Source organism: Amycolatopsis benzoatilytica AK 16/65, assembly GCF_000383915.1.
GTDB lineage: Bacteria > Actinomycetota > Actinomycetes > Mycobacteriales > Pseudonocardiaceae > Amycolatopsis > Amycolatopsis benzoatilytica.
The window spans coordinates 2,876,781-2,902,617 of record NZ_KB912942.1 but is presented as its reverse complement, the minus strand read 5'-3'; the positions used below and the strand labels follow the sequence as shown (position 1 = coordinate 2,902,617).

The window sequence follows — 25,837 nt, the reverse complement described above, 5'->3', positions numbered from 1 at the left end:
GGAACGGCCGCGGCTATGCCCCCCACGACCAGCGGCTGAGCCGAGGTAGGCCCGGCTGGGGCGGGCTGAGGTCGGCGGCGAGCCGGCCGTAGGTCTTGCGGTGCGGAGCCCGGTGCGGCCTGGGTAGCTGGTCTCGCGTCGACTGTCGACCGACCAGTTCAGGTACTTGCCCGAGGCTCGGCTGGGTGCTGACCAGCGGTTTCGGCTGCTCAAGTCGCCCTTGGCGACGGGTTCGGGGTGCACGCCCTCCGGTTCCCACCGCGTTCTGGGCACCTGGGTCGTCTGCGACCTGGCGTTTACCACGCGACGCGGTGGGCAAACCTCCGCGAAGCGAGAAAAGCGGAAGAAGGCGAGAAGAACGGATGCTGCGGGTTTTCCTGGTCGATGATCACGAGGTGGTTCGTCGCGGTGTGGCGGACCTGCTGGAAGAGTCGGAGGAGCTGACGGTTGTCGGCCAGGCCGGCAATGTTTCGCAGGCGCTGGCCCGGATTCCGGCGCTGCGCCCGGATGTGGCGGTGCTGGACGTGCGGCTGCCGGACGGCAACGGGATCGAGCTGGCTCGTGAGCTGCGGTCGCGGCTGCCGGAGCTGATGTGCCTGATGCTCACCTCCTACACCGACGAGCAGGCAATGCTGGACGCGGTCATGGCCGGGGCTAGCGGTTACGTGATCAAGGACATCAAGGGTCTTGACCTGGTTTCGGCGGTGCTGGAGGTGGGGGCGGGCAAGTCGCTGCTGGATGCGCACGCGGCGGCTGCGTTGATGTCGAAGCTTCGCGACAGTGCGGAGAAGAAGCGCGGTCCGTTGGCTCAGCTGTCGGATCAGGAACGCACGCTGCTGGAGCTGATCGGCGAGGGGCTGACGAACCGGCAGATTTCCGAGCGCATGTTCCTGGCCGAGAAGACGGTGAAGAACTATGTTTCGCGGCTGTTGACCAAGCTCGGCATGGAGCGGCGCACGCAGGCTGCGGTGCTGGCCACCGAACTGCGGGGCCGCGGCGATTGAGGTCCCGCCTCGCGCCGGTTGGAGCCCCCGGCGGCCTGGGCTGGGCGTCCAGCGATGCCGAGGGTGCCGTCGGACCCGTCGACCGGCCCCGCGCCCCGTAAGCCGTCGCGCCGAACCAGAGCCGTCGGACGGCAGCGGCAGCTCGTGCCCCGCGGAACTGGAGCCCGCGCCCGGAGTCGCACTCGCCGAACCCGCTCCCCGATATCCCCCGCGCCAGCCGCAATGTCCTCCGCCGTGAGCGGGTACCCGTCAAGAATTTCGGCGGGCTCGCGCATGCGGTATGCCGCCGTCGAGGATCTCCTGCGGCGGGACGTCATGGTGGGCGAGCGCGGTGGCGACCGCGCTGAGCTGCTGGTCGCGTCGGCGGCTGTAGCCGCGGAGACGTTCGAAGGCGTCGGTCATGGCAATATGGCCGGCCTGGGCGAGGATGCCCTTCGCCTGCTCGATGACGATCCGGCTGTCGAGCGCCCGTTGCAGTTGGTCCGCGAGTTGCTGGCACTTGCGGAGTTGGCGCCTGCGTACGATCACCGAGGCGGAGACGTCGGCGAGGGCTCGTGCCTCGTGCACGCCCGACACGGGCAGCGCCGTGGCCCTTCCGTACAGCGCGAGCGCGCCGACGGTCTGCCGCCTGCTCTGCATGGGGATCGTGTGCACGGAAAGGAATCCCTCGGCGAGCGCTTCGCGCACGAAAAGCGGCCACCTGGCCGAGGCTGACCGCAGGTCGCTCGCCAGGACCGGTGCAGCGGCGTGAAACGCGTCGATGGACGGCCCGGCTCCGGTGCGCAACTGCAGCGTGTCGAGCCGTCGTGCGCTGTCGTTCGACGCGGCTGCCGGAGCCAGCTCGGGGGCTTCCTCGCCCGCCAGCAGCACGCTGGCGGCCGAGCTGCCGAGCAGCTTCACGCAGTGCTCGGCAAGTTGGCGCAGCACCGCGTTCGCGTCCTGGTCGAGGGATTGGCCGTCGGCCAACTCCACGATGGCGCGCAGTAGCTCGTCCGGGACGTCAGTCCCGGCCGCAGATGGCTTGTCCATTGCGTTCCCACACCCTCCCCGAGTCAGGTCCCGCGTGACTCCCGGCGACGCGTCGGGTGACTCCGCATCGCGCGGGACGGCCTGGTTACCCGCTCTGCTCCTCTCCAAACCATCGTTCACCAATACCGGCGTGCTACACCGCGACCGTTGTGGCGGCGGGAAAATCACCCGTACGGATGGCGGCACGGACAGCCGTTTCCGGAGCGTGGTCCACAGTGGCGCCTCCGCGGATCGCGATGCACGCTGCGACAGCTGGCTTTTGAGTGGATCACTCGAATTCGTCGCCGCGGGAGCAAGCCGCAAGCTGTGGGGTGGCGGCGAACGGACGGGCGCTGTCGCCGGAAGTCTTGCCGTAGCGAAGCGAGGCGACGCGGCCGGCGGTCCGCCCGCGACGGCCGGCAGCGGGCACCCGGTCCGATTCGCCTCGCAGCAAGAGGTTCTGGCCCGCGGACGGTGCTCCTCGCCGGTCACGGCCGCGGCGTGTCTTGACAATCGTTGGCACGGCGTCTAAACCTGGATGTCGCCGCCCAAGACCCCGGCAACGCCATTGATGCCAAGCGTGATGTCGAATCCGTGCCGGGCCGTTCGCCACCGATGCAGCGCCGGCGCTCATTGCACGATCACATCGGATTTCCGGTGTGCACAATTCTCGCTGACGAGCGCGCATCCCGCGATCGCGCCGCCTCGCCGGGGCTCGAATTCCGTCTGCCCTCTCGGCTGAGGCAGCGCGCCAACGCGCGGTTTCTTGTTGCGCCGCCTCGGGTGCGCCGGGGCGATCGCGACGAGCTGGTCCGCGTGCGTTGCGTCGGCACGGGGGAGGAGGCGCGGTGCGTTGGCCGTGGGTGTTCATGTACCACTCGGTGGATTTCTGCGATCAGGACCCGTATCGCATCACGATCAGCCCGGCGCGGCTCGACGAACAGCTGGGCTGGCTGCGCCGGCGAGGGGCGCGCGGTGTAGCGGTCCGGGAACTGCGTCAGGCGCGCTCGGCGGGGAAGGCGGACCACCTCGTCGGCCTGACGTTCGACGACGGCTATGTCGATTTCGTTCGCAATGCGCTGCCGTTGCTGGAACGCCACCGCTTCACCGCGACGGTGTTCGTCGTCGCGGGGCGGCTGGGCGGGCGCAACGACTGGGATCCGGACGGTCCTCGCAAGCCCCTGCTGACCGCCTGCCAGGTACGCGAGGTCGCCGCCGCGGGCATGGAGATCGGGTGCCACGGATGGTGGCATGTGCCGTTGTCGAAATCGACAGCCCAGCAAGCTGACCAGGAAATCGCGCACAGCCGTCGGTTGCTGCGCGAGGTGAGCGGACAGGACGTGCAGGGATTCTGCTACCCGTACGGCGACGTCAGCGGCTCGGCCGTGCACCGTGTCCGCGCTGCCGGTTACCGCTACGCCTGCGCGACACGGCCTCCCGTAGGTCCCGGGCCGTATGCGCTGCCGCGCACCTACATCGGCCAGGCCGATTCGTCGCCGCGGTTGTGGGCCAAAGCCCTGCGCCACGCGTTCAGCACACCGCCGTGGTCGCGGTGAGGTCGCACTCGGAGAGCGGAGATCATGAAGCACCGGCAGCTGACATTGGCGATCAACGGCAGGGAACGGGAGCTGGCCGGCCGGCTGGTCGCGTTCGATCCGGCGGCGCGACCGTACGCCGGGCCCGGAATGCGGGCTGCGCCGGTCGGCGTGGTGGGCCTCGGTTACGTGGGGTTGCCGACCGCGCTCGGGTTCCACTCCCGCGGCTGGCCGGTGATCGGCCTGGACAACGATCCGGCTCGGCTCCGTGCCATCGAGGCGGCCGAGGTGGACGTCGCGGACGCGGACCGTCGCCGGCTGGCCCGGGCGAGCGCCAGCCCCGGTTTTCGGCTGACCACCGATCCGCGAGTCCTGCGGGAAGCCGGTGCCGTGGTGGTGTGCGTGCCGACCCCGGTCGACGGGGAACGCACGCCGGATCCCTCGGCGCTGCGCGAGGCGTGCGCGACTGTCGTCCGGCATGCGGTGCCGGGCCAGGTCTTCATCGTGACTTCCACCAGCTACGTCGGGACCACCCGGGAAATGCTGAGCGAACCGTTGGCCCGGCGCGGTCTGCGCCCCGGGCAGGACGTCTACGTTGCCTACAGTCCGGAGCGGATCGATCCGGGAAACCCCGATCACGTCCAGCGGGATACGCCCCGGATCGTCGGCGGGGTGACCGCGGAGTGCGCGAAACGCGCGGCCGAGGTGATCAGCGCCCTGACCGACGACGTGTACCTGGTGAGCACTCCCGACGCGGCCGAGGCCGCGAAACTCTACGAGAACGTCTTTCGGGCCGTGACTCTCGCGCTGGCCAACGAGTTCGCGGACGCGTGCTCGACGCTCGGGGTGGACCCGATCGAGGTGACGCTCGCCGCAGGCACGAAACCTTACGGGTTCCTCGGAGTCTTCCCCGGCCCGGGCGTGGGCGGGCACTGCATCCCCTGCGATCCCTACTACCTGCTGTGGCAGCTGCGCCAGCAAGGCGACTTCGCCCCGCTGATCGAGGAGGCGATGCACGGGATCCGGCGACGCCCGCAGACCGTCGTCGAGCGGGCGAAGCAGGTCCTCGCCGACCGGGGCACGGATCTCGCGGGCTCGCGCGTCCTGGTCGTCGGCGCGAGCTACAAGGCGGGGGTGGCGGACGTGCGGGAGTCTTCTTCGCTGCCGATCATCGCGGGACTCGCGGAGCGTGGCGCGCGGGTGAGCTACTACGATCCGCTGCTCCCGCGGATCGAGCCGGGCGACGGCGTGACGATGACGAGCGTGCCAGAGCCCTGGAAGACCGGGTGGGACCTGGCCCTGATCCACACCGCGCATCCGCAGATCGACTACAGCTGGGTGGCCGGTTGCTGCGCGCAGGTGCTCGACGCCACCTACCGGTTCGACGCCCCGCACCGGGTGGTGCCGTGACATGGACACTTCGACGCCGGCACTGGTCCTGAAGTTCGACCGCAACGTGCTGCACCACGGCGGGCTGGGAGCGATCCGCAGCCTGGGCCGCGCGGGGGTGCCCGTCTACGGCGTCCACGAACATCGCTGGGCGCCGGCGGCGCGGTCCCGGTATTCGAGCGGATGCCTGGTGTGGTCGTCCGGGATCAGCCGGTCGAGCCAGCGGCTGGCGGCGCTGGGCGAGGTAGCCGAGCGCATCGGCAGGCCGGCGGTGCTGATCGCCGCCGACGACGCGGCGGCGATTTTCCTCGCCGAACGGGGCGATCTGCTCCGGGAGAGATTCAAGTTCCCGAAGCCCGCCGCCGGCCTTCCGCGAGCGGTGGCGGGCAAGGGGTCGCTTGCCGAGCTCTGCCGGCGGCTCGCGGTGCCGTTCCCGGCGACGGCGGTTCCGTCGTCGGGAACGGAGCTGTCCGCTTTCGCCCGCGAAGCGGGGTTTCCGCTGGTGGCCAAAGCGGCGAGCCCGTGGAAGGCGCCGAGTACGGTGCGCGGCACCCGGCTCGTGCGCACGCCCCGGGAACTCGACGAAGCCAGCAGGGCGGCGGACCGCGCCTCGGTCGAGCTGGTCTGGCAGGAGTTCATCCCCGGCAGCGCCGACTGCGACTGGTTCTTCCACGGCTACTGCGACCGCGATTCGGTGTGCCGTCCGGCCTTCACCGGGATCAAGCGGCGTTCGTATCCCGCACACGCGGGGCTGACCAGCTTCGGCGTCGCCGCGTCGAACGAACCGCTCCGGGCCGCGGCGACGGCTCTGCTTTCGAGGCTGGGCTACCGCGGCATCGTCGACCTCGATTTCCGTTACGACGTGCGCGACCGCCAGTACAAGCTGCTCGATTTCAACCCCCGGCTGGGCGCCCAGTTCCGGCTGTTTCGCGACACCGCGGGCATCGATGTCGTGCTCGCCCAATACCTCGATCTGACCGGGCAGCCGGTCGCCGAACGCCCGCAAGTGTCCGGCCGGGCGTTTCTGACGGAGAACTACGACCCGATCGCGGCCTTGACCTACTGGCGTCGCGGCGAGCTGGATGCGCGGTCCTGGCTGGAATCGCTGCGGACGGTGGACGAGCCCGCGTGGTTCGCCCGAGACGATCTGCGGCCGTTCGGACTGATGTGCCTGCGCATGGGGTGGCGTGCGGTCACGCGGCCGTTCGCCTTGCACCGAAGCCGCGCTGAACGAGGGGATGACTGACATGAACGAAAGCCAGGTCGTGGTCATCGGGGCGGGACCGTACGGGTTGTCGCTGGCCGCACACCTGCGGGCGGCCGGTGTGCGCTACCGCCAGTTCGGACTTCCGATGCAGCTGTGGCGGGAGTCGATGCCGAACGGCATGTTCCTGAAATCGCAGGGATTCGCCTCGAACCTGTCCGATCCGGACGGACGGCTGACGCTCGCGGAGTTCTGCCGGCGCACCGAGCGGCCGTACGCGCACTACGGCCAGCCGGTCCCGGTGGAAACCTTCACCGAGTACGGTCTGTGGTTCGCGCGAGAGCTGGCGCTTCCGGTCGAGCAGACCCTGGTCGGGGACGTGCGTCCGGGCGAGTCCGGATTCACCGTCACCCTCGCCGACGGTGAATGCCTGCGGGCCGGCGCCGTCGTGGTGGCCGCGGGCGTGCAGCACTTCGCGCACGTCCCGGCCGAGCTGGCCGCGCTTCCGTCTGAGGTCTGTACGCACAGCTCTTCCCATTCGGACCTCTCCGCCTTCCGGGGAAGTCGGGTAGCCGTCCTCGGCGCGGGCCAGTCGGCGTTGGAATGCGCTGCCTTGCTGCACGAGAACGGCGCCGAGGCGACTCTCGTGTCACGGCGGCCCGCGCTGTCGTGGAACGGGTACCCGCTCCCGTCGGGCCGCTCGCCGTGGCGCCGGCTGCGCGAGCCGGAGGCCGCGCTGGGCTCGGGCTGGGGAACCTGGTTCTACTCCGGCCACCCGGACTGGTTCCGGCGGCTGCCGCGAAGGACCCGTGTCTCGCGGGCGGCGAGCGCGCTCGGCCCGGCCGGCGCGAGCTGGCTGCGTCCTCGAGTGGAAGGGGCCTTCCCGGTCATGCTGGGCCGAACGGTGACCCAGGCGCGCGTCGTCGGCGACGAGGTTCGCCTGGGGCTGCGCGACCGCGCCGGGGCAGACACCGAGCTCGTGGCCGACCACCTGATCGCGGCCACCGGCTACCGCCCCGCCCCGTGGCGACTGGAGTTTCTCGCACCGCCGGTGCGGTCCCGGTTGCGCGCGGTGGCCGGCGGCGTCGAGGTAGGCCGCGACTACCAGTCGTCCGTGCCCGGCCTGTATTTCATCGGTCCGGCGGTCGCGACCAGTTTCGGTCCGGTCATGCGGTTCGTGCACGGCGCCGCGCACGCCTCGCGAGCGGTCAGTACTGCCTTGGTGGCCGCCGCAGCCATGTCCCCGGACGCGGGCCGCGTCATCGGGGCTGAGCCGTGACGGCGTTGCCGGGGGCCACGCGGTCGGCTCCGTGGCCGAAGTCTCGTCTGCCGGCGCTTCCGCAGCAGCTATGGCCGGCACTCGACCTGGCTGCGGCGGCCACCGCAGGAGCGGTCGGCCCTTCGGCCGGGGTGCCGATGGCTTGCTATAGCGCGGCCGTGGTCGCAGTGCTGGCCGCAGGGGGCCAGTACCGTCCCGGCTGGCGCCCGCCGAACCTGCCCGCCTACAGCTTGTGCCTGATCGCGACGGTGTGCGGAGTGGCGCTCGCGACCGCACTGTGGCTCCCGCTCGACCTTGTTTCCGCGATGGCGGCCTGGACAGCGGGTGTGGTGCTGGTGTTCCGGTGCGCCGCGGCGGGCGCGGTGCGCGAGTGGCATCGCCGCGGGCACGGGCTCCGACCTGCGCTGGTGATCGGTGCGGGCCAGGTGGCGCACGAGTTCGCGAACACGGTGCGCCGGCATCCTGAGTGCGGGCTGCGGCTGTGCGGCGTGGCCGACCGGGTGCCCGCCGGCCTGGGCGGCGGCCGGGCCGAGGTCGTCATCGCGTGCGGTGCGGACGACTGGCCGCGGGAGCTGGCCGGACCGGATCGGCCAGTTCAGGTCTGGGTCGCGCTGACGTCGCGGTGTCCGCCGGGCCTGGTGCCGGGCGGGCAGGGTGGCGAAATCGGCGGTGTGCCGATCGTGCCGCTGCGCGCCGGGTCGTACTCGGGCGGGCGCCGGCGGGTCAAGCGGGCTGTCGATGTCCTTGCCGGGACGGCGTTGCTGGCCGTGCTGGCTCCCGTGCTGGCGGCGCTTGCCGCGCTGGTGCGCGTCCGGTGCGGTCCGCCTGCGCTGTTCACCCAGATCCGGGACGCGGGGGAGGGCCGGCAGCTCCGCATCCTGAAGCTGCGCACGCTTCCCGGCCATCCGGACGCGGACACCCGGTGGGCTGTCCCGCAAGGCTGCTGCGGGCGATTGGGCAGGTGGCTGCGGCGGACCCACCTGGACGAACTGCCGCAATTGGTCAACGTGGTGCGAGGCGAGATGTCGCTGGTGGGTCCTCGTCCGGAACGGCCCTACTTCACCCGGCAGTTCGCGGGCCGGATTCCCGGCTACCTGGACCGGCAGCGGATGCCGGCCGGGATCACCGGCTGGGCGCAGGTGCACGGCCTGCACGGGGACACCTCGATCGCCGAACGGATCCGATTCGACAACGCGTACATCGACTACTGGTCGCCGTGGCTGGACGTGCGGATCATGCTGCGCACGCTCGTGCCGACGCCCCGGCGGCCGCACGGAGGGGCCAGATGAGAGTCCTGCACGTCATCACCGGCTTGGGCGTCGGCGGCGCCGAGTTGCAGCTGCGCTCGCTGCTTCGCCACACGCGCCACGAAACCGACGTCGTCACCCTCTACAACCCGGGGCCGGTGGCGGACATGATCCGCGCCGAGGGGACCGAAGTCCGGGACCTCGGGATGGTCCGCAACACCCAGCTCTCCGCGTTGGCCCGGCTGTACCGGCTCATCCGGGCCGGCGGCTACGACGTCGTGCACACCCACCTCTACCGCTCGTGCCTTTACGGCCGCACCGCTGCCTGGCTGGCCCGCACACCGGTCGTGGTGAGCACCGAGCACTCCATCGGAGAGACCCACCTCGAACGCCGCCGGATGACGCGGGGCGTGCGCGCCCTCTACCTGGCCACCGAACGCTTCGCCGACACCACGATCGCGGTGTCCGGCGCGGTCCGCCAGCGATTGGTCGACTGGGGAGTGCCCGAGGACCGGGTCACGGTGATCCCGAACGGGCTGGATCTCGACCGGGTCGCGTTCGACCCGGACGCACGGGAGCGCACCCGTGCGGAATTGGGGATCGATCCGAGCGCCTACGTCATCTGCGTGCTCGGACGGCTCGACCCGAACAAGCGCGTGGACCTCGTCATCGCCGCGGCTGCTCCGCTCCTGGACGAAAAGACCCTCCTGCTGGTCGTCGGCGACGGCGCGGAACGCGCACGGCTGGAAGAAACCGCGCGGGCAGGCGGCGTGGACGGCCAGGTGATCTTCGCCGGGGAACGCCACGACGTCGCTGCCATGCTGTCCACAGCGGACCTGTTCGTCGCTGCTTCGGCGCAGGAAACCTTCGGCCTGTCAGTGCTCGAAAGCCTGGCGAACGGGCTGCCCGTCCTGTATACGACGTGCCCTGCGCTCGACGGCGTCGAAAGCGCCCGCGCCCGGCGGGTGTCCGGGTCGGCGTCCGCGTTGCGCGAAGCCTTGGCCGCGGAGATGGCCCTCGGCCGGCGCGAACGTCTGGTCGATCCGGCGATCAGCGGGAGATTCGGCATGGCGGCGATCGCGGACCGCATCGACCGCCTGTACGACGACTTGGCGGAAGGAACGCGATGAAGGCATTCGTGACTGGCGCGGCCGGGTTCATCGGTTCCCACTTGACCGATGCGCTGCTCGCCGCGGGCCACACCGTGACCGGACTGGACGATCTGAGCACCGGCCGGCTGGAGAACCTGTCCCGAGCCGGAGAACACCCCCGGTTCCGGTTCCGGCAGGGCACCGTCCTCGACCGCGCGCGCGTCGAGGAAGACGCGCACGGCGCGGACGTCGTCTTCCACTTCGCCGCCGCCGTCGGCGCGTTCGTCATCCGCGACCGAACGCTGGAAAGCTTGCGCACCAACGTGCACGGCACCGAAAACGTCGTGGAAGCGGCGTACCGGAACAACGCGACGCTGCTGCTGGCGTCCACGAGCGAGATCTACGGGAAGAACACGCTGGCGGGGCTGCGAGAAGACGACGACCGAGTGCTCGGATCGCCGCTGAAATCGAGGTGGAGCTACGCCGAGGCCAAAGCGCTCGACGAGAGTCTCGTCGACGCCTACTGCCGGCAACGGGGCCTGGCAGCGGTGATCGTCCGCCTGTTCAACACAGTCGGCCCCCGCCAGACCGGGCGCTACGGCATGGTCATCCCGCGCTTCGTGCGGCAGGCGCTGACCGGCGAGCCGCTCACGGTGTTCGGCACCGGCACGCAAATCCGCTGCTTCTGCCATGTCGCCGATGTGGTTCCTGCTCTGATCGCGTTGGCACACGAGCCGCGGGCGTTCGGCAGCGCCGTCAACCTCGGCAGCACCGAGCAGGTGACTATCAGCGATCTCGCCGACCGCGTCGTCGCGGCGACTCGGTCGCGCAGCGAGGTGCGCTACCTGCCGTACGAGCAAGCCTACGGCCCAGGCTACGAGGACATGCTGCGGCGGGTTCCCGACTGCACCCTGGCCAAGGAGCTCGTCGGGTTCGAGGCGCACACGACGCTCGACGAAATCATCGACTCGGTAGCCGAAGAGATCGCCCGGCGTGTCCGGCAGCCGACCGTTCCGCGCCGGTGAGCGGGGGCCGCGGCCGGGCGCGGCCCGCGGCGTGCCGTCCTGGCTGTCGATCCGGCGGCCGGCGTTGCTCGCCGTGGCCACGGCGGCGCTCCTGGTCGCCGCCGCGCTGGTGGTGGGGCTGATGCCGCGTCCGGGCGGGCCGGCGCGCACGATCGTCGCGTCCGTTCCGTACTGGAACATCGGCGCCGGCACTGATACGACCCTGGCCAACCGGCAGGACTTCACCGGCGCGTCGCCGTGGCTTTTCGGGCTCGACGCCGAAGGCCGGGTCGTCCCGCTCTACGGCCCGTCCGACACCAAAGCGGTGACCGACGGCCTCGCCCGGCTGCGCGGCGGCGGCCTGAACCTGGTGCCGACGCTGGCCAATGTGGTCAACGGCCGTTTCAGCGATCAGCCGGTCGCGTCGATCATGCGGGAGCCCGCGGCGAGGGCCGCTCACATCGCGGCGATCGTCGCGCTGGTCACTGAACGCGGCTTCGGCGGGATCGACATCGACTACGAGGAACTCAGTGCCGGCGACCGGACCGCGTTCACGGAGTTCGTCAGCGACCTCGCAGCGGCTTTGCACGGACGCGGCAAGACGCTGTCGGTTGCGCTGTTCGCCAAGACCACCGACGCCGGCTACGACCAGCGCAACCTGGCCCAGGACTACGCGGCCGTCGGCCGGGTGGCCGACGAAGTGCGGCTGATGGCTTACGACTACCACTGGGCGGCGTCCGCGCCGGGCCCGGTCGCTCCGGTCGGCTGGGTGCAGAACGTGCTCGCCTATGCCAGGACCCAGATCCCGCCGGCCAAGATCGTCCTGGGCATCCCGCTTTCCGGCTACGACTGGCCGGCCGGCGGTGACGGCACGGTCGTCACCACCCAGCAGGTTGCGCAGCTCGTCGCCCAGCACCAAGCGGTGGTGCGATTCGATGCGCGGAGCCAGTCGCCCACACTCAGCTACGACGACTCCGCCGGGCGCTTCCACCAGGTGTGGTTCGAAAACGCGGCGAGCACGCGCGCCAAGCTGGATGCCGCGCGGGCGGCCGGCATCGGCGGCGTCTACTTCTGGATGTACGGGCCGGCCGACCCCGGTACCTGGGCCCAGCTGAGCGAGGCGTTCCCCCGCGCGACCGGCGGGCGGTGAGCGGGATGCTGCCGTGGTGGGCCTGGGCGTTGGCGATCGTCGGCGTCAACTTCATGCTGTGGGGCCTGGTCGGACTGTGCCGGCTCGCCGAGCCGTTCGCTGTCGAAGCCCGCCGGCTGCATCGGCGGATGCGGCGCGCTGCCCCGCTTCCGCCCCGCGGCCGCACGGGCCTGTGTCTGCCCGCAGGCCCGGACTGGCGGCTGCTCGTGGGCCGTCCGCCGCGCCGGGCCGTCCGCGACCGGATGACGGTCGACGATGTCGCCGTGCTGATCCCGGCCCACAACGAGGCCGCGGTCATCGGGCAAAGCCTCGCCGCCATCGTCAGCCTGGTGCCGCCCGCGAACGTCCATGTCGTCTCCGACGGCTCCACCGACCGCACCGCCGAAATCGCGGAGGAAGCCGGAGTCCGGGTCCTGCGGACGCCGCAGAACCTGGGCAAGGCCGGTGCCCTGGAGATGGCGATCCGCCGGTTCGAACTGGCGCGCCGGTTCGCGGCGGTGCTGTTGCTGGACGCCGACACGAGAATCGAACCCGGATACTTCGACGCGGCGCTGCCGATGTTCGACAATCCCGAGGTCGTCTCCGTCGCCGGCTGCGTGCGCACCGAGTTCGAACGCGATCTTTCCAGCCTGGGGTCGTTGCTGGTCGCGCATCGCCAGCGCGTCTACTCGATCGGCCAGCGGCTGCTGAAGTACGGACAGACCTGGCTGCACCTCAACGCCACCCACATCGTGCCCGGCTTCGCCAGCCTCTACCGCAGCGACGTCCTCCCGCAGATCGACATCAACCCGCCCGGCCTGGTCATCGAAGACTTCAACATGACGTTCGAGGTGTACCGCAAGCGCCTCGGAAAAGTCGGGTTTTCCTTGCGGGCGACCGCTGTCACCCAAGACCCGGACCGGCTCGGCGACTACCTGCGCCAGATCCGGCGCTGGTCGGTCGGCTTCTGGCAGACCGTGTGGCGCCACCCGCCTCGGGCGGACCTGTTCACCGCCATGCTGGTGCTTCTGCTGGCCGAGCAGGTGCTGAGCAGCGTGCTCTACCTGGTGCTGCCGGCCGTGGTGGTCGTGCTCCTCGTGCCGTATCTGCCGGGCGATCCGCTGTCCTCGCTGGCCGGGCTGCACTCGGTCCTCGCAGCGCACGTCAGCCTGCCGGTGCTCGCGATCGGCGTGTTGGCACCGGACTATTTGCTCACCTGCTTGGCGGCTGCGCTGGAGCGAGAGCCTCGCTTGCTGCGCTACGGCCCGTTGTTCCTGCTTGTGCGGTTCGCCGACGCGGCGATCTTCCTTTACGCCATAGTGCGGGCGCGGTTCACCCACTCCAGCGGCCGGTGGCGCAGTCCGGCCAGGCGTGCCGCGCGCCCTGGACTTGGTCCGGAAGCAGGATGAGCCCATGATGCGCGTCGCGGTGATCATCACCCGGCTGGCGGGCGGAGCAGGGGCGCTCGCGCTGCGCGGCGCGCAGTCGCTCGATCCCGCCCGCTGGCAGGTCGCCGTGGTGACCGGCGCAGGGCAGCGCCGCCTGCTGGACGCGGCGATCCGCAGCGGAATCGAGGTTCTCGTCGAGCCGTCGCTTCGGGCGCCGATCAGCCCCGCGGACGACCTGGCCGCGTTGCACCGCTTGACCGGGCTGTTGCGTTCCCGGGGATTCGATGTCGCGCATACCCACTGCGCCAAGGCCGGCGTCCTCGGCAGGCTCGCCGCCCATCGGGCCGGCATTCCCCGCGTCGTGCACACCTATCACGGCTTTCCCTTCCATCCCTACCAATCCTCGGCACGCAGGCAGCTTTACGTCGCGATCGAGCGTCGGCTTCGGCACCTCACTGACGTGACGCTCTGCGTGGGCGCGGCGGTGGCCGCGGAAGCGGTTCGGCGGGAACTCACCGACCCGCGCCGAGTACGCACCATCGGGGTAGTCGTCGACCAGCCAGCCAGCCGCGACGACGCGCGGGCCAGGGCCGCCGCGCGCGACGACCTGGGAATCTCCGCCGAAACGACCGTGGTCGGCTCAGTCGGCCGTCTCACGTATCAGAAGGCACCCGAGGACTTTCTCACCGCGCTGCACCTGCTGAATCGCGCACGCACCGTCGGCGTATGGGTCGGCAGCGGCGATCTGGCCTCGCGCACCGCGCGGCTGGCCCGGTCGCTTCTCGGCGACAACGCCGTCCTCACCGGGGAGCGCGCCGACGTCCCGTACCTCCTGCCCGCCTTCGACGTGTTCGTGCTCGCCAGCCGGTACGAGGGTCTCCCGACCGCATTGGCCGAAGCGATGGCCGCCGGTGTTCCCGCGATCGCCACGGCCGTCAATGCCGTGCCGGACCTCCTCGTCCCCGGCGAGACCGGGCTTCTCGTGCCGCCGGAACGACCGGACCTGCTCGCGGAGGCGGTCGATCATCTGCTCAGTTCTCCCGCCACGGCAGCAAGATTCGCCCGCAATGCGCGAGCACGCGTGTCGGGCCGGTACACCGAAGCCGCGTTGCGCGCCGAACTGGAAGCCGCCTACGCCCGACCGCGCGCGATCTCCGGCTTGTGAGACGGGCACTCTGCGCTCCTGCCCTTGGCTGCCACGAAGGAGCAGGTCCCGCTTGCCAGCTGCTGCGGGATCATCACGTTCCCGGTCGACGGACCGCCAACGGCGATCGAACGTCTTTCTATGCCGATGTGGGTGTCGTTGTGGCGAGCGTTGGGGCGGTTCTGGGCGACGAGGCTGCCGGCGTGTCATCGGGATTTCATGGGCCGTCGTTAGGTTTGCCCGGCCGGTCGGTGGACTGTCTTGTGGAGGGACGCATGGGGATCGCGGGAGATCGCGTGTTCGGCCGGTCCCGGTCGCATGTGCTCGCGGGCGCGCTCGCGCAGGAGGAGCAGGTCACGAGCTTCGCGGCTGGCGCGCGGCCGGCGGAGAAGGCCGCGCGGAACGGAACCGCGAGGGCACGGGCGTCGTCGTGCCGGTCGTCGCGATGGGGGTGGCGGTGCGTCGCAGGAACGTATTGATCTCGGCGGGCAGTGTGGCCGTGCTGTTCATCGCGGCCCTCACGGTCGTGGTGGTCGACAGCAGCCACACGCCCGAGCAGGCAGTCCGGGACTACCTCACTCTGATCGCGCAAGGAGACGCGACCGCGGCCAACGCGCTGGTCGACCCGCACGGCCACACCGGGGACGGTGAGGTCGACCCGGCACGCCTGGTCGACGGGCTTCGCTCAGCCAAGGCGCGCATCACCATCAACAGGCTCCTCACGTCGAGCGACCCATCCGCGGACATCGTGACGGTCGACGTGGACTACTCGCTGTCGGGCGGCCACGGCAACGCGGCGTTGCGGGTGCGGCGTGAGCCCAACAGGTTTGGCGTGTTCACCCGCTGGCGGGTCATCGACCCTCTGCTCGTGCCGGTGGCCGTCCAGACCAACACGCCAGCCTTCGACACCGCTCACCTCGGCGCCGCCGAGGTGCCCGCGACGACGATGGCAGTGCAGCGAGACCCACACCGCGACCGTCACCTTCACTCGAGACTAGGGCCGACCAGCTTCCGAGCTGACGGGCATCGAAATGCCGCGTGCAACCCGCCGCTCCCGGGCCGCGGGCACGCCCTGTCATGGCTTGCCGCACGTTCGTCGAACGCGGCGTTCGCCAATCGGCGGCACGATAACCTGTTCCACTTTTGCACTGCCGTCGGCAGCCACACGACCGGCAAGATGTTCCCATGACGGCGCGGGCGACGCTGAAGGACCGCCCAGCGCGAAGCGGAGGACGACCGACTCGAAAGCGCGGCGAGCAAAAGCCACACTTGATCGCGAGGAACGCCGTACTGCGGTCGAAGATGATCAACATGCGCGTTCAGAATCCACGAACAAGTGCGTTCAAAACTCGCGGACATAATCAGGTGGGGTCGATCCGCTGGGCCCTCACCGACCCGCTGCACAAGGGCTCGACGATCGCCCGATGAACAAAGTCCTCGCGCGGCTCTGCGCGCTTGCCGGCGCGTTGGTTGGCCCGCTCGCGCCGTTCCGGAGGGTCTGTCAAACGAGTTCCGTCAGCGTCGCGGCCCGATCGGCAATGATCGGGTGCGGTGGTCATTTGCGTTGTTCGAGGCGGTAGCTGCCGTTGTTGCCGAGGACGAAGCGCTCCATCGGGTAGTACGTCCGGTAGCAGCCGACTTTGAACACGCACAGCGCGATCTTGGCCTGCTTCACCAGCGTTGCTTCGTAATGGACGGAGCCGGGGTAGGTGAGCTGGTTCTGAATGAGGCCCTGGTAGTCGGCGACTCCGCCGCCGTCTTGTTTGAGGTAGTCGTAGTGGCGGATGTTGCTGACGGTTTTCCCGTCGTAGCACCAGTCGACCCGCACTGCCCATTGCACTGCGGTGGCGTGGGTGGTGCTGGGGTAGCTGATGTAGCGGTCGGCGGAGGTGCAACTGACCTTGGCCGATGCGCCGGTCGTTGCTGCGGCTTGACCGCTCAGCGCCGTGGTTAGCAACGCGGTCGCGCACGCGCCAGCGGCGACGGGACGGAACACGTTTCGAAGCACCTGCATCGCAACCCCCACGTAAAGACGGTGCTCACCGAGTGTGGGCACTTCAGTTCGGAGCGTAATATTATGGACGTATCCGGTCAACAGCCCCGATCGAGTAGTAAGCGGACACGAGCCGACCGTGTCCACAGTGGTCACTGCGGGCTCGGTCCGAAACGGACGCCCGCGCCGGTCAGCGCTTTGCCGGTGGCTCCCGGCCCGAGCACGACGGCTTCGTAGCCGCCGTTCAGGAACAGCATCCCCATTCGCTTGTGCCGTCCGCAGCGCCGGACCAGCCCGCGTAGCTGATGCAGGCCGGCGCATACCCGCGCACCGTGGCGTAGTACTTGTAGTCGCCCTGGTCGATGATGTTCCGGCTGGAATCCTCGGAGTCGCGGTACAGGCTGGCCATGGTGTCGGTCGGGGTCCCGATCGCGGTCCACTTGATCGTGGCTACGCAGTTGTAGCCGCCCGATTTGTATAGCAGGTACACGCCCGCGTAGGCCTTGCCGTTCCACGTCGCCGGTCTCGAGTCGATCACCTGATAGCCCGCCCCGCACACCTCCTCGGGGGTGTAGGGGTTGGTGGTGACGGCGTTCGCCGGGCTGGCAGCCAGCCCGGCGAACAGCGCCATCGTTCCGCCCAGCGCGAGGGCCCTCCCCGTTCTCCGCTGCATTGCTCCCCCTCCGGTCGCTCCCCTCGGACGACAGAGAGTGATGGCCATCAGGTCGGACTCGTTGCCCTACGCGAGCTGCCAGTTGTGGGACAGGATGTGCCGGGGCCGGTGGGCGTGCATGTGCGGGATGCCGGCCAGCTGCCCGCGACGGCGGAGCATGATCTTGATCCCGCTAGGTTGGAGATGTTGCCCGCCTCGTTCGGCCAGGAAATCGGCGAGCTGGCTGACGGCGAGTTCGTAGTTGCAGCGGGTGGTGTGGGGTTTGTTGTCGGCGCGGAGGCTGCGGTCCCACTCCTCGAGGTAGGAGCGCCACAGGTCGCTGGCCGGGCGGGGCAGACCCTGTTTGGTCAAATTGGTCGGCATGAGGAGAGCCTCCAGTCAAGGTGTCACCGAGCGCTGTGCTAGACCGGAAGGACACCTGCGACCACATGAAAAAACGGGTTCCCGCTGCGCTGAGCTGCGGAAACCCGTCGTCCGGTCGGGCTGACAGGATTCGAACCTGCGACCCCTTGACCCCCAGTCAAGTGCGCTACCAAACTGCGCCACAGCCCGGACTCCTCACTTCCCGGAGCAACCCCCGCGAAGTGCGATGCGACTACTCTAGCGGGTCGGCTGATTGCCCCCGCAATGAGGTACCCCCTTGCCGTTGACCTGCGCAAACTCTGCGCCGTGAACTCAAACCCGGCAGAGTGCGGACAACAGGGTGGACAGAGCGGGCCACGGGATCGGGGGCACAGGGTGACGGAAGACGACGCCGGCGTGATCGGGCGTTCGGTCGGGGAGCCGGAGGTGTTCGCGGCGATCTTCGACCGGCATGCGCCGTATCTGCACCGGTATCTCGCCCGGCGGCTGGGGCGCGATGTCGCTGACGATGCGCTCGCCGAGACCTTCTTGGCGGCGTTTCGGCGGCGGGCGCGGTACGACCGGCAGCGTCCCGATGCGCGGCCGTGGTTGTACGGCATCGCGACCAACGTCGTGGCTCAGCATCGGCGCGACGAGGTTCGCGAGTACCGGCTGCTGCGTGTCGTCCGGCCGCAGCCGCACGCCGAGGCGCATGACGACGACGTCGCGGCGCGGGTCGTGGCGGAGGCGCGGGGGCCGGAGCTCGGGGCGGCGCTGGCGGCGCTCGCAGACGGGGACCGGGACGTTGTCCTGCTTACCGCGGCTGAGGGGCTTTCTTACGAGGAGGTCGCGGAGGCACTCGGCATTCCGGTCGGCACTGTCCGGTCCCGGCTGAATCGCGCCCGGCGGAAGTTGCGGGCCGCGCTCGGCACTGATTCGGAGGAGGTTTCCGTACATGGATGAGCTGAAGATGGTCCGGGAGCGCGCGGCGGCAGTGCCGTTGCCTGCGCTGGACGACCTGTCGGCGGCGCGCGAGAAGCTGTTGCGGGCGGCCGCGGCAGAAGTCAAAGCCGAGCGCCGCAAGAAGTTCGGTTGGGCTGGGGCGGGGGTGGCCGGGATCGCGGCGGCGATTACAGCGGTCGCGGCGCTGGGGCCGTTCGGCAGTGCGCAGACTGCGGCGGCTGACCCGGTGCGGGTGCTGCACGACGCCGCGGCCGCCGCCCTGAACAATCCGGACGCGCCGCCACGCGGGGATCAGTTCCTCTACGTCAAGACGCAGACTCCGGCCGGCACTCGCGAGGAGTGGCTGTCGGCGGACGGGGAGCAGGACGGCTACGTCCGGGCCGACGGCAAGGGGATGCCGGCGCCGGTGTGCGTCGACGGGAAATACCACCCGGCCGGGGAGAAACTGCCGGAGCCGAAGCAGGGCTGCCAGAAAACTCCGGCCTACCGCAAAGGACTTCCGGCGACGACCGATCAGATGTACAAGTACCTCGGCGGCGGGTCGGCGGCGATGGGGGCCAAGGTGGGCCAGCTGTCCAGCGAGAGCTACCTCGCGCCGCAGTCGCGGGCGGCGATGTACAACGCGGTCGCTGAAGTGCCGGGGCTGACGGCGGTCGAGAACGCGAAGGATCCGGCCGGGCGGGCGGGGATCGGGGTCAGCTGGCAGGGGACCACGCTGGTATTCGACCCGGCAACGCATGCGTACCTGGGCACCACGGCCGAAGCGCTGGTCGGGTACGGGATCGTGGACCGTCCCGGGCAGTTGCCAGGCTGACGGGGCAGACCGGAGCTGGGGGTGCGGGCCGCACCCCCAGCGATCCGGTCAGCCGGGATTTCCGGCGTGCGTCAAGGTTTCCCAAGCGACGAACAGAGTGTTCGTCCCTTCTGGACGGTCCTGGTCGGTCAGCTTCCCGGTCTCCGGCATAGCTGCGCCCATCCGGCCGTGCAGCGCGTTGTACGCCACCTCGGTCACCGGTCCCAAGCCGAGGTTCAGCTTCCCGCCGCACAACGAGGCGGGCGCCCTCGCGCCCAGCTCGTACTTCGCCTGGAACTCGAACCCGGCCTGCAGCCGCTTCCCGATGTCCGTCGAGTACAGGTCGGCGCCCTGAATCCGGGAGGTCTCGGCGATGTCGGCGATGGACGCCAGACCGTAGCCGGTGTGGGTGAAGTCGCGGCAGGTTTCCTGTGCCAGGCCGGCGGTGAACGTCGACTGGCCCTGCCAGTACTTCACGATCTGCGCCTTCGTCTTCAACCCGCTGCTCGCGGTGGTGTGCGGCAGCGCGCCGTCGCTCGGCAGATACACATACGCGGCCGCACGGTCGCGGTAGCGGGTCATCGCGGCGTCGTAGCTGGCGCGATCGTCGAGGAACACTGAGATGCCGACCGCGGCCTCCATCATGACCAGTTCCCAGTTTCCGTTGCTGTTGCTGCCTTTCGCCACAGTCGGCAGGTATACGTTGCGCAACATCGCGGCGAACTTGGCTTCGTTCGGCCACTTCTGGTAAGTCGCCTTGATCAGCTCGCCCGCCCGCGCCCACGACGCGCCCGCCCAGCCGGTCTGCAGCGGGGCGTTGCTGTTGGTGTGTTCGGTGATCGTGGCGGACCAGGCGTCCATGATCGCGACGGATTTCTCGGCATACCGGGAATCCTGGGTCACATACCACGCCAGCGCGTCGGTGTACGCGGCGATGGCGTCCTGGCGTTCGTCCGTGCAGCCGTTGTTCGGATTCGAACGCGAACCGCAATCGACGTCGGCGCGCGGTTTGGGCTGCCGGGAGAGCGAGGCGTACGGGCTGGCCAGCATCTGCTCGGATGCGGCTTTCCACGGCTGTGCGCCGGTTTTCACTTTGTCGCGAACGAAATCGAGCTGGTTCTTGCTGACCAGCACGCCGGGGTGGACGAACGGGGCGGCGACGGCGGGAGCCGCGCACAGGCCGAAGGTCAGCGGTACGGCGCCGAGAGCGGCGAGGGCTCTCCGGAACAGGATGCGGGACAACGGTCCTCCTTGACCAGGTATTCCGGCGGCGCCGGCCCAGTTTCCGGGGCCGGCGCGAACCGGGTCAAGAAGGTTCCCGCTGAAAGGGATGCGGTGCGCGGCGAATGCGTTATTTGCCGGTGTACGTCGCTTTTCCGGGACCGTCGGCGAGGAACGATTTCACCGCGCCGCGAAGGTCTTCGGTGTGGTACAGCTCGGCGGCGATGGTGGTGACGTGCGCGTTCGCCTCCGGCACCCCGCCGTGTTCGAAATGCGCCAGGATGCGCTTCGTCGCGGCGTGCGCCTGAGTCGGCCCTTCGGCGAGCTGACGGGTGAACTCCCGCGCGGCCTCGTCGAAACCGTCGTTCGGCAGCACCCGGTTGACCACGTTCCACCGCTCCAGGGTCGCGGCGTCGAACGGTTCGCCGGTGAAGACGAACTCCTTCGCCCGCGCGACGCCGGCCCGCGCGGCGAGCCGTTGCGTGCCGCCCATCGTCGGGGTCAGACCGACGACCTTCTCCACCAGGCCGAACTTCGCGCGCTCGGCGGCGAGCAGCAGATCGCATGCCATCGCCACCTCGAACGCCCAGGTCAGGCACAGGCCGTGGGCGGCGAACACAGTCGGGAAGGGCAGCGCGGCAAGGCGGTCCGGCACCGTCAGCAGCTGGTCGAACAGCACCTTCGCCTCGACCGCGGACGGCTGGGCGTCGAACAGCGCGACATCGACGCCACCGCTCACCACGCGGCCTTCGGCGCGGATCAGCAGCGCACGGGCGGGCTCCTCCTCCAGCGAGCCGATCGCGTTCAGCAGCGCGTCCTGCAGCGCCACGGTGTAGAGGTTCAGCGGCGGTTCGTCGATGGTGAGCACGGCAAGCCCGCCGTCGCGCTCCAGCTTGGTCATGCTTGCTCCTCGTTCGCGGTCAGCTCGTCCCAATACGCCTGTGCGGTCGGCCGCCATTCCACGTGCTTGCGGTGGAACAGCTCGGCCGCCTTGGCCCCGCTCCATCCCGCGGGCAGCAGGTCGTCGGGCAGCTGCGGGTCCAGGAACGGGAAGCGACGCCATTCGTGCACGAGCTCGGTCTGCGCGCGCAGCACCGCGGGCGCGCCGGCAGGGGAGACGCCGGTGAACCGGTCGATGAAGTCCTCGTAGCGGTCGGTCAGCTCGGACAGGTCCCAGGACCGCTCCACCATGCTGTCCTGGCCGCCGATCGCGCCGTAGTCCGCGGTGAACGACATCGCCTGCGCCTCCAGGCCCAGCTCGGAGACGATCTGCTGGGCTTCCGGCTCGCGGCTCGGGTCCGGGCTCACCCACACCCCGGCCACCGGAGACCCGAAACCGGCCCAGGTCAGCCGGGTGCGCAGGCGGTGGCGCAGGTCGCGTTTCGCTTCCGGCACCGAGACGATCAGCATCAGCCAGCGGCCTTCCCAGCCGCGCGCGTCGCGGCCGAAGGCGTATATCCGGTCGGCCCCCTCGGTGAGCAGCCGCCGCCCGGGCGGGGTCAGCGACCAGCGGACCCGGCGGCCGACCCGCTCGGATACCAGCCAGCCCTCGGCCGAGGACCGGGCCAGCGCCTGCCGGGCGGACTTCTCCTCGATGTCGAGCATCCCGAGCGCTTCGACCAGCAGCGACGTCCACACCGGACGGTCGCGCGGCAGCACGTACTCGCCCAGCACTGTCATCAGCAGCGACCGCGCGCTGGCATGGCTCACTTCCCGGCGTCTGCTGACCGTCGGCCGAGGCGCCCGCTGCTTCCCCTGGCCGTGCGGGACCGGGGCGGGTTCCGCCATCGTTTTCACCGACCTCACTGCTGTTCGCTCTGCCTGGCAACCCGCCCAGAGTACCCACCCGGAGTGACGGATCCGACACACGGCACGCGGCGTGGCCGCTGCCCGTACACTCGTTCCCGACATGAGCGCCACACTCGTCGCGAAGGACCTGGCCGCGGGCCACGGTGACCGCGTTCTCTTCTCCGGCCTTGATCTCGTCGTCGCCCCGGGCGAGGTGATCGGCCTGGTCGGCGTCAACGGCGCCGGCAAGTCCACTTTGCTGCGCACGCTGGCCGGGCTCGCCCGCCCGGAATCCGGCGAGGTGCGGCTGAACCCGCCGGCGGCGACGGTCGGGCACCTCCCGCAGGAGCCTGAGCGACGGCCCGGGGAATCGGTGCGCGCGTTCCTGGCGAGGCGCACCGGGGTGGCGGAGGCGCAAGTGGCGCTGGACGCTGCCACCGAGGCGCTCACCGCCGGCGAGGACGGCGCGGACGACGCCTACGGGACGGCGCTGGACCGCTGGCTCGCGCTCGGCGGCGCGGACCTGGACGAACGATCCGACGAAGTCGCCGCGGATCTGGGCCTGGCGGTCGACCTGGAGCAGCCGATGGTGTCGCTGTCCGGCGGGCAGGCCGCGCGCGCCGGGCTGGCGTCGCTGCTGCTCAGCCGGTACGACATCTTCCTGCTGGACGAGCCCACGAACGATCTCGACCTGGACGGGCTGGCCCGGCTGGAGCGGTTTGTGACCGGGCTGCGTGCGGGAACGGTGCTGGTGAGCCATGACCGGGAGTTTCTGGCCCGCACGGTGGACCGGGTCGTGGAACTGGATCTGGCGCAGCGCCAGGTGCGCGCGTACGGCGGCGGCTACGAGTCCTATTTGGAGGAACGGGCGGTCGCGCGGCGGCACGCTCGCGAGGAGTACGAGCAGTACGCGAACACCCGGGAGTCGCTGGAGGCGCGCGCGGGGATGCAGCGCGCGTGGATGGAGAAGGGCGTCAAGAACGCCCGGCGCAAGGCGACCGACAACGACAAGGTCGGTCGCAAGTTCCGCAGCGAGTCCACCGAGAAGCAGGCCGCGAAGGCCCGGCAGACGGCGCGGCTGATCGAGCGGCTGGACGTGGTCGAAGAGCCGCGCAAGGAGTGGGAGCTGCAGATGGAGATCGCCGCCGCGCCGCGGGCCGGTGCGGTGGTCGCGACGCTGCGCGGGGCGGTGGCGCGCCGCGGCGAGTTCACGCTGGGACCGGTGGACCTGCAGATCGACTGGGCGGACAAGGTCGCCATCACCGGCGCGAACGGCGCGGGAAAGTCGACGCTGCTGGCCGCGCTGCTCGGCCGGCTGCCGCTGGAGGAGGGCAGCGCCGCGCTTGGCCCGGGCGTGGTGGTCGGCGAGGTGGACCAGGCCCGCCGGCTGTTCCTCGGCGACCTGCCGCTCGTCGACGCGTTCGCGAAAGAGGTCCCGTCGCTTGCGGACGCGGAAGTCCGTACCCTGCTGGCGAAATTCGGCCTCAAGGCGGCGCACGTCCTGCGCTCCGCGGCGACGCTGTCGCCCGGCGAGCGCACCCGGGCGGGGCTGGCGCTGCTGCAGGCGCGCGGGGTGAACCTGCTGGTGCTGGACGAGCCGACGAACCATCTCGACCTGCCCGCGATCGAACAGCTCGAGTCCGCTTTGGACAGTTACCCGGGCACGCTGCTGCTGGTGACGCACGACCGCCGGATGCTGGACGCGGTCTCGGTGACCCGCCGGCTCGAGGTGGCCGGGGGACGGGTCGCGGAGCGTTAGCCGACGTTCGGCGGGAAACCGGAAAAGAAGGTGGCCGCGGCATTCCCGCCGTCGCTACGGTTTCCGCATGGAGTTCAGCGAGGACGACGCGGCCGCGGTCTACGACGTGACGAACCCCTGGCGCGCCGAGCCGGGCACGAGCGACGCGTTCTACACCGGCCATGCGATGGCCGCCGGGTCCGTGCTCGACGTCGGCTGCGGCACCGGCCAGATGCTGCACCTGCTGCGCCGGCAAGGACATCATGGCCGGCTCGCCGGGATCGACCCGGACCGCGCGGCACTGCGCCGGGCGCGTCGGCGAACCGACGTCGAGTGGGTCGAAGGCCCGGCGGCGGACATTCCGTGGCGCGGCGAGTTCGAGCTTGCGACGATGGCGAACAACGCGTTCCAATGCCTGGTCACCGACGGCGACATCGCCGCTTCGCTCACCGCGGTGCGGGCGGCTTTGGCGGCCGGCGGTCGGTTCGTCTTCGAGACCCGGAATCCGCAAGCGCGGGCATGGGAGGCGTGGGCGGCGGCGGAACCGGTGCCGTTCGAGTACGACGGCCGCAGTCTCGCCACGTGGTGGGAGGTCGAGTCCGCGGAAGACGGGGTCGTGACGTTCACCGAAACGGTCGGCGAACTCGACCGGACCACCCCGTTGCGCGCGGACCGCGCGACCCTGCGGTTTCTCGACGTCGACCCGCTGAACGCGGCGTTGCGCCGAGCCGGGTTCGCCGTCGAGCACCAGTACGGCGATTTCTCCGGCGGGCCGCTGACCGAGACGAGCCAGTCGATCGTCACCGTCGCGCGGGCTGGCTAGGGGCGGTCGGTGAGGTAGCCGCCCATCGTCGTGAAGTACTCCGCCGCGGGAAGCTCGCGGTCGTCGGCGGTGCGGACGCGTTCGATCCGCAGGCCCGGCGACTGGCCTCGGCGCGCTTCCGGACCGGCGACGACGACCACGCCCTCTCCTTCGCGGATGAAGATGCGGCCGGGCGTTCCGCCGTAGTTCCCGTCGGAGACCGAAGCACGCACGATGCGCAGTTTTTCGCCGCGGTGGTAAGTGAAAGCGCTGGGGTACGGGTCGGACTGGGCGCGGACGAGCCGGTCCAGTTCCTCGGCGGACCAGGTCCAGTCGATCCGGCTGTCGCGCGCCGCGCGCTTGTGGAAGAAGCTGGCTTTCGACCGGTCCTGCGGCAGCGGGGTGAACTCGCCCGACTCGATCAGCCCGATGGCTTCCACCGTCAGCGGTTCGATGAGGTCGACGGTGCGGTGGAACAGATCGGTGGCGGTGTCGCGAGGCCCGACCGGCACCGCGCGCTGGGCCACGATCGCGCCCGCGTCGAGTTCGCCGTCCATCAGGTGCGCGGTGACGCCGACTTCCGGTTCGCCGTTGATCAGCGCCCAGATGATCGGCGAGAAGCCGGCGTAGGCGGGCAGCAGTGAATCGTGCACGTTGAGCGTGCCGTGGCGGGGCAGGTCGTAGATCTCCGGCGGCAGCCAGGTGCGCCAGTTGTTGGCGACGATCAGGTCGAGGTCCGCCGCCTTCAGCGCGGCGAGCAGTTCGGCGTCGTCCGGACGGGTGCGCAACAGCGTCGCGATCCCGTGCTCCGCGGCCAGCTCGGCCACCGAGTCGCTCCAGATCCGTTCGTAGGCGTGGTCGCTCGGCGGGTGGGTCACCACCAGCCGCACGTCGTGACCGGCGTCGAGGAGGGCCTTCAGGGTGCGGTGTCCCCAGGTCTGGTAGCCGAACATGGCCACGCGCATCGGCGGTGCACCTTTCGTGGTCGGGGCGGACAACCCCGGACACTACTAGCTGAGCCTAACCTAACTTGGGTCGGGTTTCTTGGCTCTGATGCCGGGAAGGGGTCCTTGAGGGAATCTGACTCCCTCGAGGACCCCTT

The 25,837-nt window shown here is 70.2% G+C and carries 24 protein-coding genes and 1 tRNA gene; 16 read left to right on the top strand and 9 right to left on the bottom strand.

Annotation, left to right across the window (positions count from 1 at the left end):
* Positions 1-362 precede the first annotated feature (362 nt).
* Positions 363-1,004, top strand: a complete 642-nt coding sequence (locus tag AMYBE_RS0113405) for a response regulator (RefSeq protein WP_020659897.1) — start codon at positions 363-365, stop codon at positions 1,002-1,004.
* Between the two features lie 249 nt (positions 1,005-1,253).
* On the opposite strand, the gene AMYBE_RS41595 is transcribed toward AMYBE_RS0113405, so the two are convergent.
* The gene (locus tag AMYBE_RS41595; RefSeq protein ID WP_020659896.1) at positions 1,254-2,033 is read right to left on the bottom strand and encodes a GAF and ANTAR domain-containing protein; all 780 of its coding nucleotides are present in this window, start codon (positions 2,031-2,033) and stop codon (positions 1,254-1,256) included.
* 827 nt (positions 2,034-2,860) lie between these two features.
* Between AMYBE_RS41595 and AMYBE_RS0113390 the strand changes: the two genes are divergently transcribed.
* The 11 genes from AMYBE_RS0113390 (at position 2,861) to AMYBE_RS0113340 (ending at position 15,611) form a co-directional block, all read left to right on the top strand.
* On the top strand, positions 2,861-3,568 hold the full coding sequence (locus AMYBE_RS0113390) for a polysaccharide deacetylase family protein (RefSeq protein ID WP_020659894.1): 708 nt from the start codon (positions 2,861-2,863) through the stop codon (positions 3,566-3,568).
* A gap of 24 nt (positions 3,569-3,592) precedes the next feature.
* The gene (locus AMYBE_RS0113385; RefSeq protein ID WP_020659893.1) at positions 3,593-4,957 is read left to right on the top strand and encodes a nucleotide sugar dehydrogenase; all 1,365 of its coding nucleotides are present in this window, start codon (positions 3,593-3,595) and stop codon (positions 4,955-4,957) included.
* 1 nt (position 4,958) lies between these two features.
* Complete coding sequence (locus AMYBE_RS0113380; protein ID WP_020659892.1) at positions 4,959-6,182, top strand: carboxylate--amine ligase; 1,224 nt, start codon at positions 4,959-4,961, stop codon at positions 6,180-6,182.
* A gap of 1 nt (position 6,183) precedes the next feature.
* Positions 6,184-7,419: an FAD-dependent oxidoreductase gene (locus tag AMYBE_RS0113375; protein ID WP_020659891.1), complete on the top strand. Its 1,236-nt coding sequence runs from the start codon at positions 6,184-6,186 to the stop codon at positions 7,417-7,419.
* 158 nt (positions 7,420-7,577) lie between these two features.
* Complete coding sequence (locus tag AMYBE_RS45755) at positions 7,578-8,708, top strand: sugar transferase (RefSeq protein ID WP_211226818.1); 1,131 nt, start codon at positions 7,578-7,580, stop codon at positions 8,706-8,708.
* On the top strand, positions 8,705-9,796 hold the full coding sequence (locus AMYBE_RS0113365) for a glycosyltransferase (RefSeq protein ID WP_020659889.1): 1,092 nt from the start codon (positions 8,705-8,707) through the stop codon (positions 9,794-9,796). Before AMYBE_RS45755 ends, AMYBE_RS0113365 begins: the two co-directional genes overlap by 4 nt.
* On the top strand, positions 9,793-10,782 hold the full coding sequence (locus AMYBE_RS0113360) for an NAD-dependent epimerase/dehydratase family protein (RefSeq protein WP_020659888.1): 990 nt from the start codon (positions 9,793-9,795) through the stop codon (positions 10,780-10,782). Before AMYBE_RS0113365 ends, AMYBE_RS0113360 begins: the two co-directional genes overlap by 4 nt.
* Positions 10,751-11,911, top strand: coding sequence for a glycosyl hydrolase family 18 protein (locus tag AMYBE_RS0113355; protein ID WP_020659887.1), 1,161 nt, complete (start codon positions 10,751-10,753; stop codon positions 11,909-11,911). Before AMYBE_RS0113360 ends, AMYBE_RS0113355 begins: the two co-directional genes overlap by 32 nt.
* A 5-nt stretch (positions 11,912-11,916) precedes the next feature.
* Positions 11,917-13,299, top strand: a complete 1,383-nt coding sequence (locus tag AMYBE_RS0113350; protein WP_020659886.1) for a glycosyltransferase family 2 protein — start codon at positions 11,917-11,919, stop codon at positions 13,297-13,299.
* A 4-nt stretch (positions 13,300-13,303) separates the two neighbouring features.
* The gene (locus AMYBE_RS0113345) at positions 13,304-14,443 is read left to right on the top strand and encodes a glycosyltransferase (protein WP_020659885.1); all 1,140 of its coding nucleotides are present in this window, start codon (positions 13,304-13,306) and stop codon (positions 14,441-14,443) included.
* A gap of 409 nt (positions 14,444-14,852) precedes the next feature.
* Positions 14,853-15,611 carry a hypothetical protein gene (locus AMYBE_RS0113340; protein ID WP_154676193.1) on the top strand — a complete coding sequence of 253 codons (759 nt, stop codon included), beginning with the start codon at positions 14,853-14,855 and terminating at the stop codon, positions 15,609-15,611.
* Positions 15,612-15,977: 366 nt separating this feature from the next.
* On the opposite strand, the gene AMYBE_RS0113335 is transcribed toward AMYBE_RS0113340, so the two are convergent.
* The 4 genes from AMYBE_RS0113335 to AMYBE_RS0113315 all read right to left on the bottom strand — a co-directional run bounded on the left by AMYBE_RS0113335 (position 15,978) and on the right by AMYBE_RS0113315 (position 17,640).
* Entirely contained in the window at positions 15,978-16,448 is a 471-nt protein-coding gene (locus tag AMYBE_RS0113335; RefSeq protein WP_154676192.1) for a hypothetical protein, read from the bottom strand.
* 211 nt (positions 16,449-16,659) lie between these two features.
* Positions 16,660-17,088 (bottom strand): hypothetical protein, encoded by a 429-nt coding sequence (locus AMYBE_RS0113325; RefSeq protein WP_154676191.1) that lies wholly within the window; start codon positions 17,086-17,088, stop codon positions 16,660-16,662.
* Between the two features lie 66 nt (positions 17,089-17,154).
* A complete protein-coding gene (locus tag AMYBE_RS0113320) occupies positions 17,155-17,451 on the bottom strand; it encodes a hypothetical protein (RefSeq protein ID WP_020659880.1) in 297 nt (98 codons plus the stop codon).
* A gap of 115 nt (positions 17,452-17,566) precedes the next feature.
* Positions 17,567-17,640, bottom strand: a tRNA-Pro gene (locus AMYBE_RS0113315).
* A gap of 186 nt (positions 17,641-17,826) precedes the next feature.
* Between AMYBE_RS0113315 and AMYBE_RS0113310 the strand changes: the two genes are divergently transcribed.
* Positions 17,827-18,393, top strand: coding sequence for an RNA polymerase sigma factor (locus AMYBE_RS0113310; RefSeq protein ID WP_020659879.1), 567 nt, complete (start codon positions 17,827-17,829; stop codon positions 18,391-18,393).
* Positions 18,386-19,207 carry a CU044_5270 family protein gene (locus AMYBE_RS0113305; RefSeq protein WP_020659878.1) on the top strand — a complete coding sequence of 274 codons (822 nt, stop codon included), beginning with the start codon at positions 18,386-18,388 and terminating at the stop codon, positions 19,205-19,207. The genes AMYBE_RS0113310 and AMYBE_RS0113305 overlap by 8 nt, the downstream gene beginning before the upstream one ends.
* 48 nt (positions 19,208-19,255) lie before the next feature.
* On the opposite strand, the gene AMYBE_RS0113300 is transcribed toward AMYBE_RS0113305, so the two are convergent.
* The 3 genes from AMYBE_RS0113300 to AMYBE_RS0113290 all read right to left on the bottom strand — a co-directional run bounded on the left by AMYBE_RS0113300 (position 19,256) and on the right by AMYBE_RS0113290 (position 22,195).
* Positions 19,256-20,428, bottom strand: a complete 1,173-nt coding sequence (locus AMYBE_RS0113300; protein WP_020659877.1) for an alginate lyase family protein — start codon at positions 20,426-20,428, stop codon at positions 19,256-19,258.
* Positions 20,429-20,537: 109 nt separating this feature from the next.
* The gene (locus AMYBE_RS0113295; RefSeq protein WP_020659876.1) at positions 20,538-21,308 is read right to left on the bottom strand and encodes an enoyl-CoA hydratase/isomerase family protein; all 771 of its coding nucleotides are present in this window, start codon (positions 21,306-21,308) and stop codon (positions 20,538-20,540) included.
* A complete protein-coding gene (locus AMYBE_RS0113290; RefSeq protein ID WP_084469986.1) occupies positions 21,305-22,195 on the bottom strand; it encodes a PaaX family transcriptional regulator in 891 nt (296 codons plus the stop codon). The genes AMYBE_RS0113295 and AMYBE_RS0113290 overlap by 4 nt, the downstream gene beginning before the upstream one ends.
* 121 nt (positions 22,196-22,316) lie before the next feature.
* Here AMYBE_RS0113290 and AMYBE_RS0113285 point away from each other — a divergent pair, with 121 nt between their 5' ends.
* Both AMYBE_RS0113285 and AMYBE_RS0113280 read left to right on the top strand, forming a co-directional pair.
* Positions 22,317-23,954: an ABC-F family ATP-binding cassette domain-containing protein gene (locus AMYBE_RS0113285; protein WP_020659874.1), complete on the top strand. Its 1,638-nt coding sequence runs from the start codon at positions 22,317-22,319 to the stop codon at positions 23,952-23,954.
* A gap of 67 nt (positions 23,955-24,021) precedes the next feature.
* The gene (locus tag AMYBE_RS0113280; RefSeq protein WP_020659873.1) at positions 24,022-24,756 is read left to right on the top strand and encodes a class I SAM-dependent methyltransferase; all 735 of its coding nucleotides are present in this window, start codon (positions 24,022-24,024) and stop codon (positions 24,754-24,756) included.
* Here AMYBE_RS0113280 and AMYBE_RS0113275 read toward each other — a convergent pair.
* The gene (locus AMYBE_RS0113275) at positions 24,753-25,700 is read right to left on the bottom strand and encodes a methionyl-tRNA formyltransferase (RefSeq protein ID WP_020659872.1); all 948 of its coding nucleotides are present in this window, start codon (positions 25,698-25,700) and stop codon (positions 24,753-24,755) included. The two genes, AMYBE_RS0113280 and AMYBE_RS0113275, sit on opposite strands and share 4 nt — an antisense overlap.
* Between the last annotated feature and the right edge of the window lie 137 nt (positions 25,701-25,837).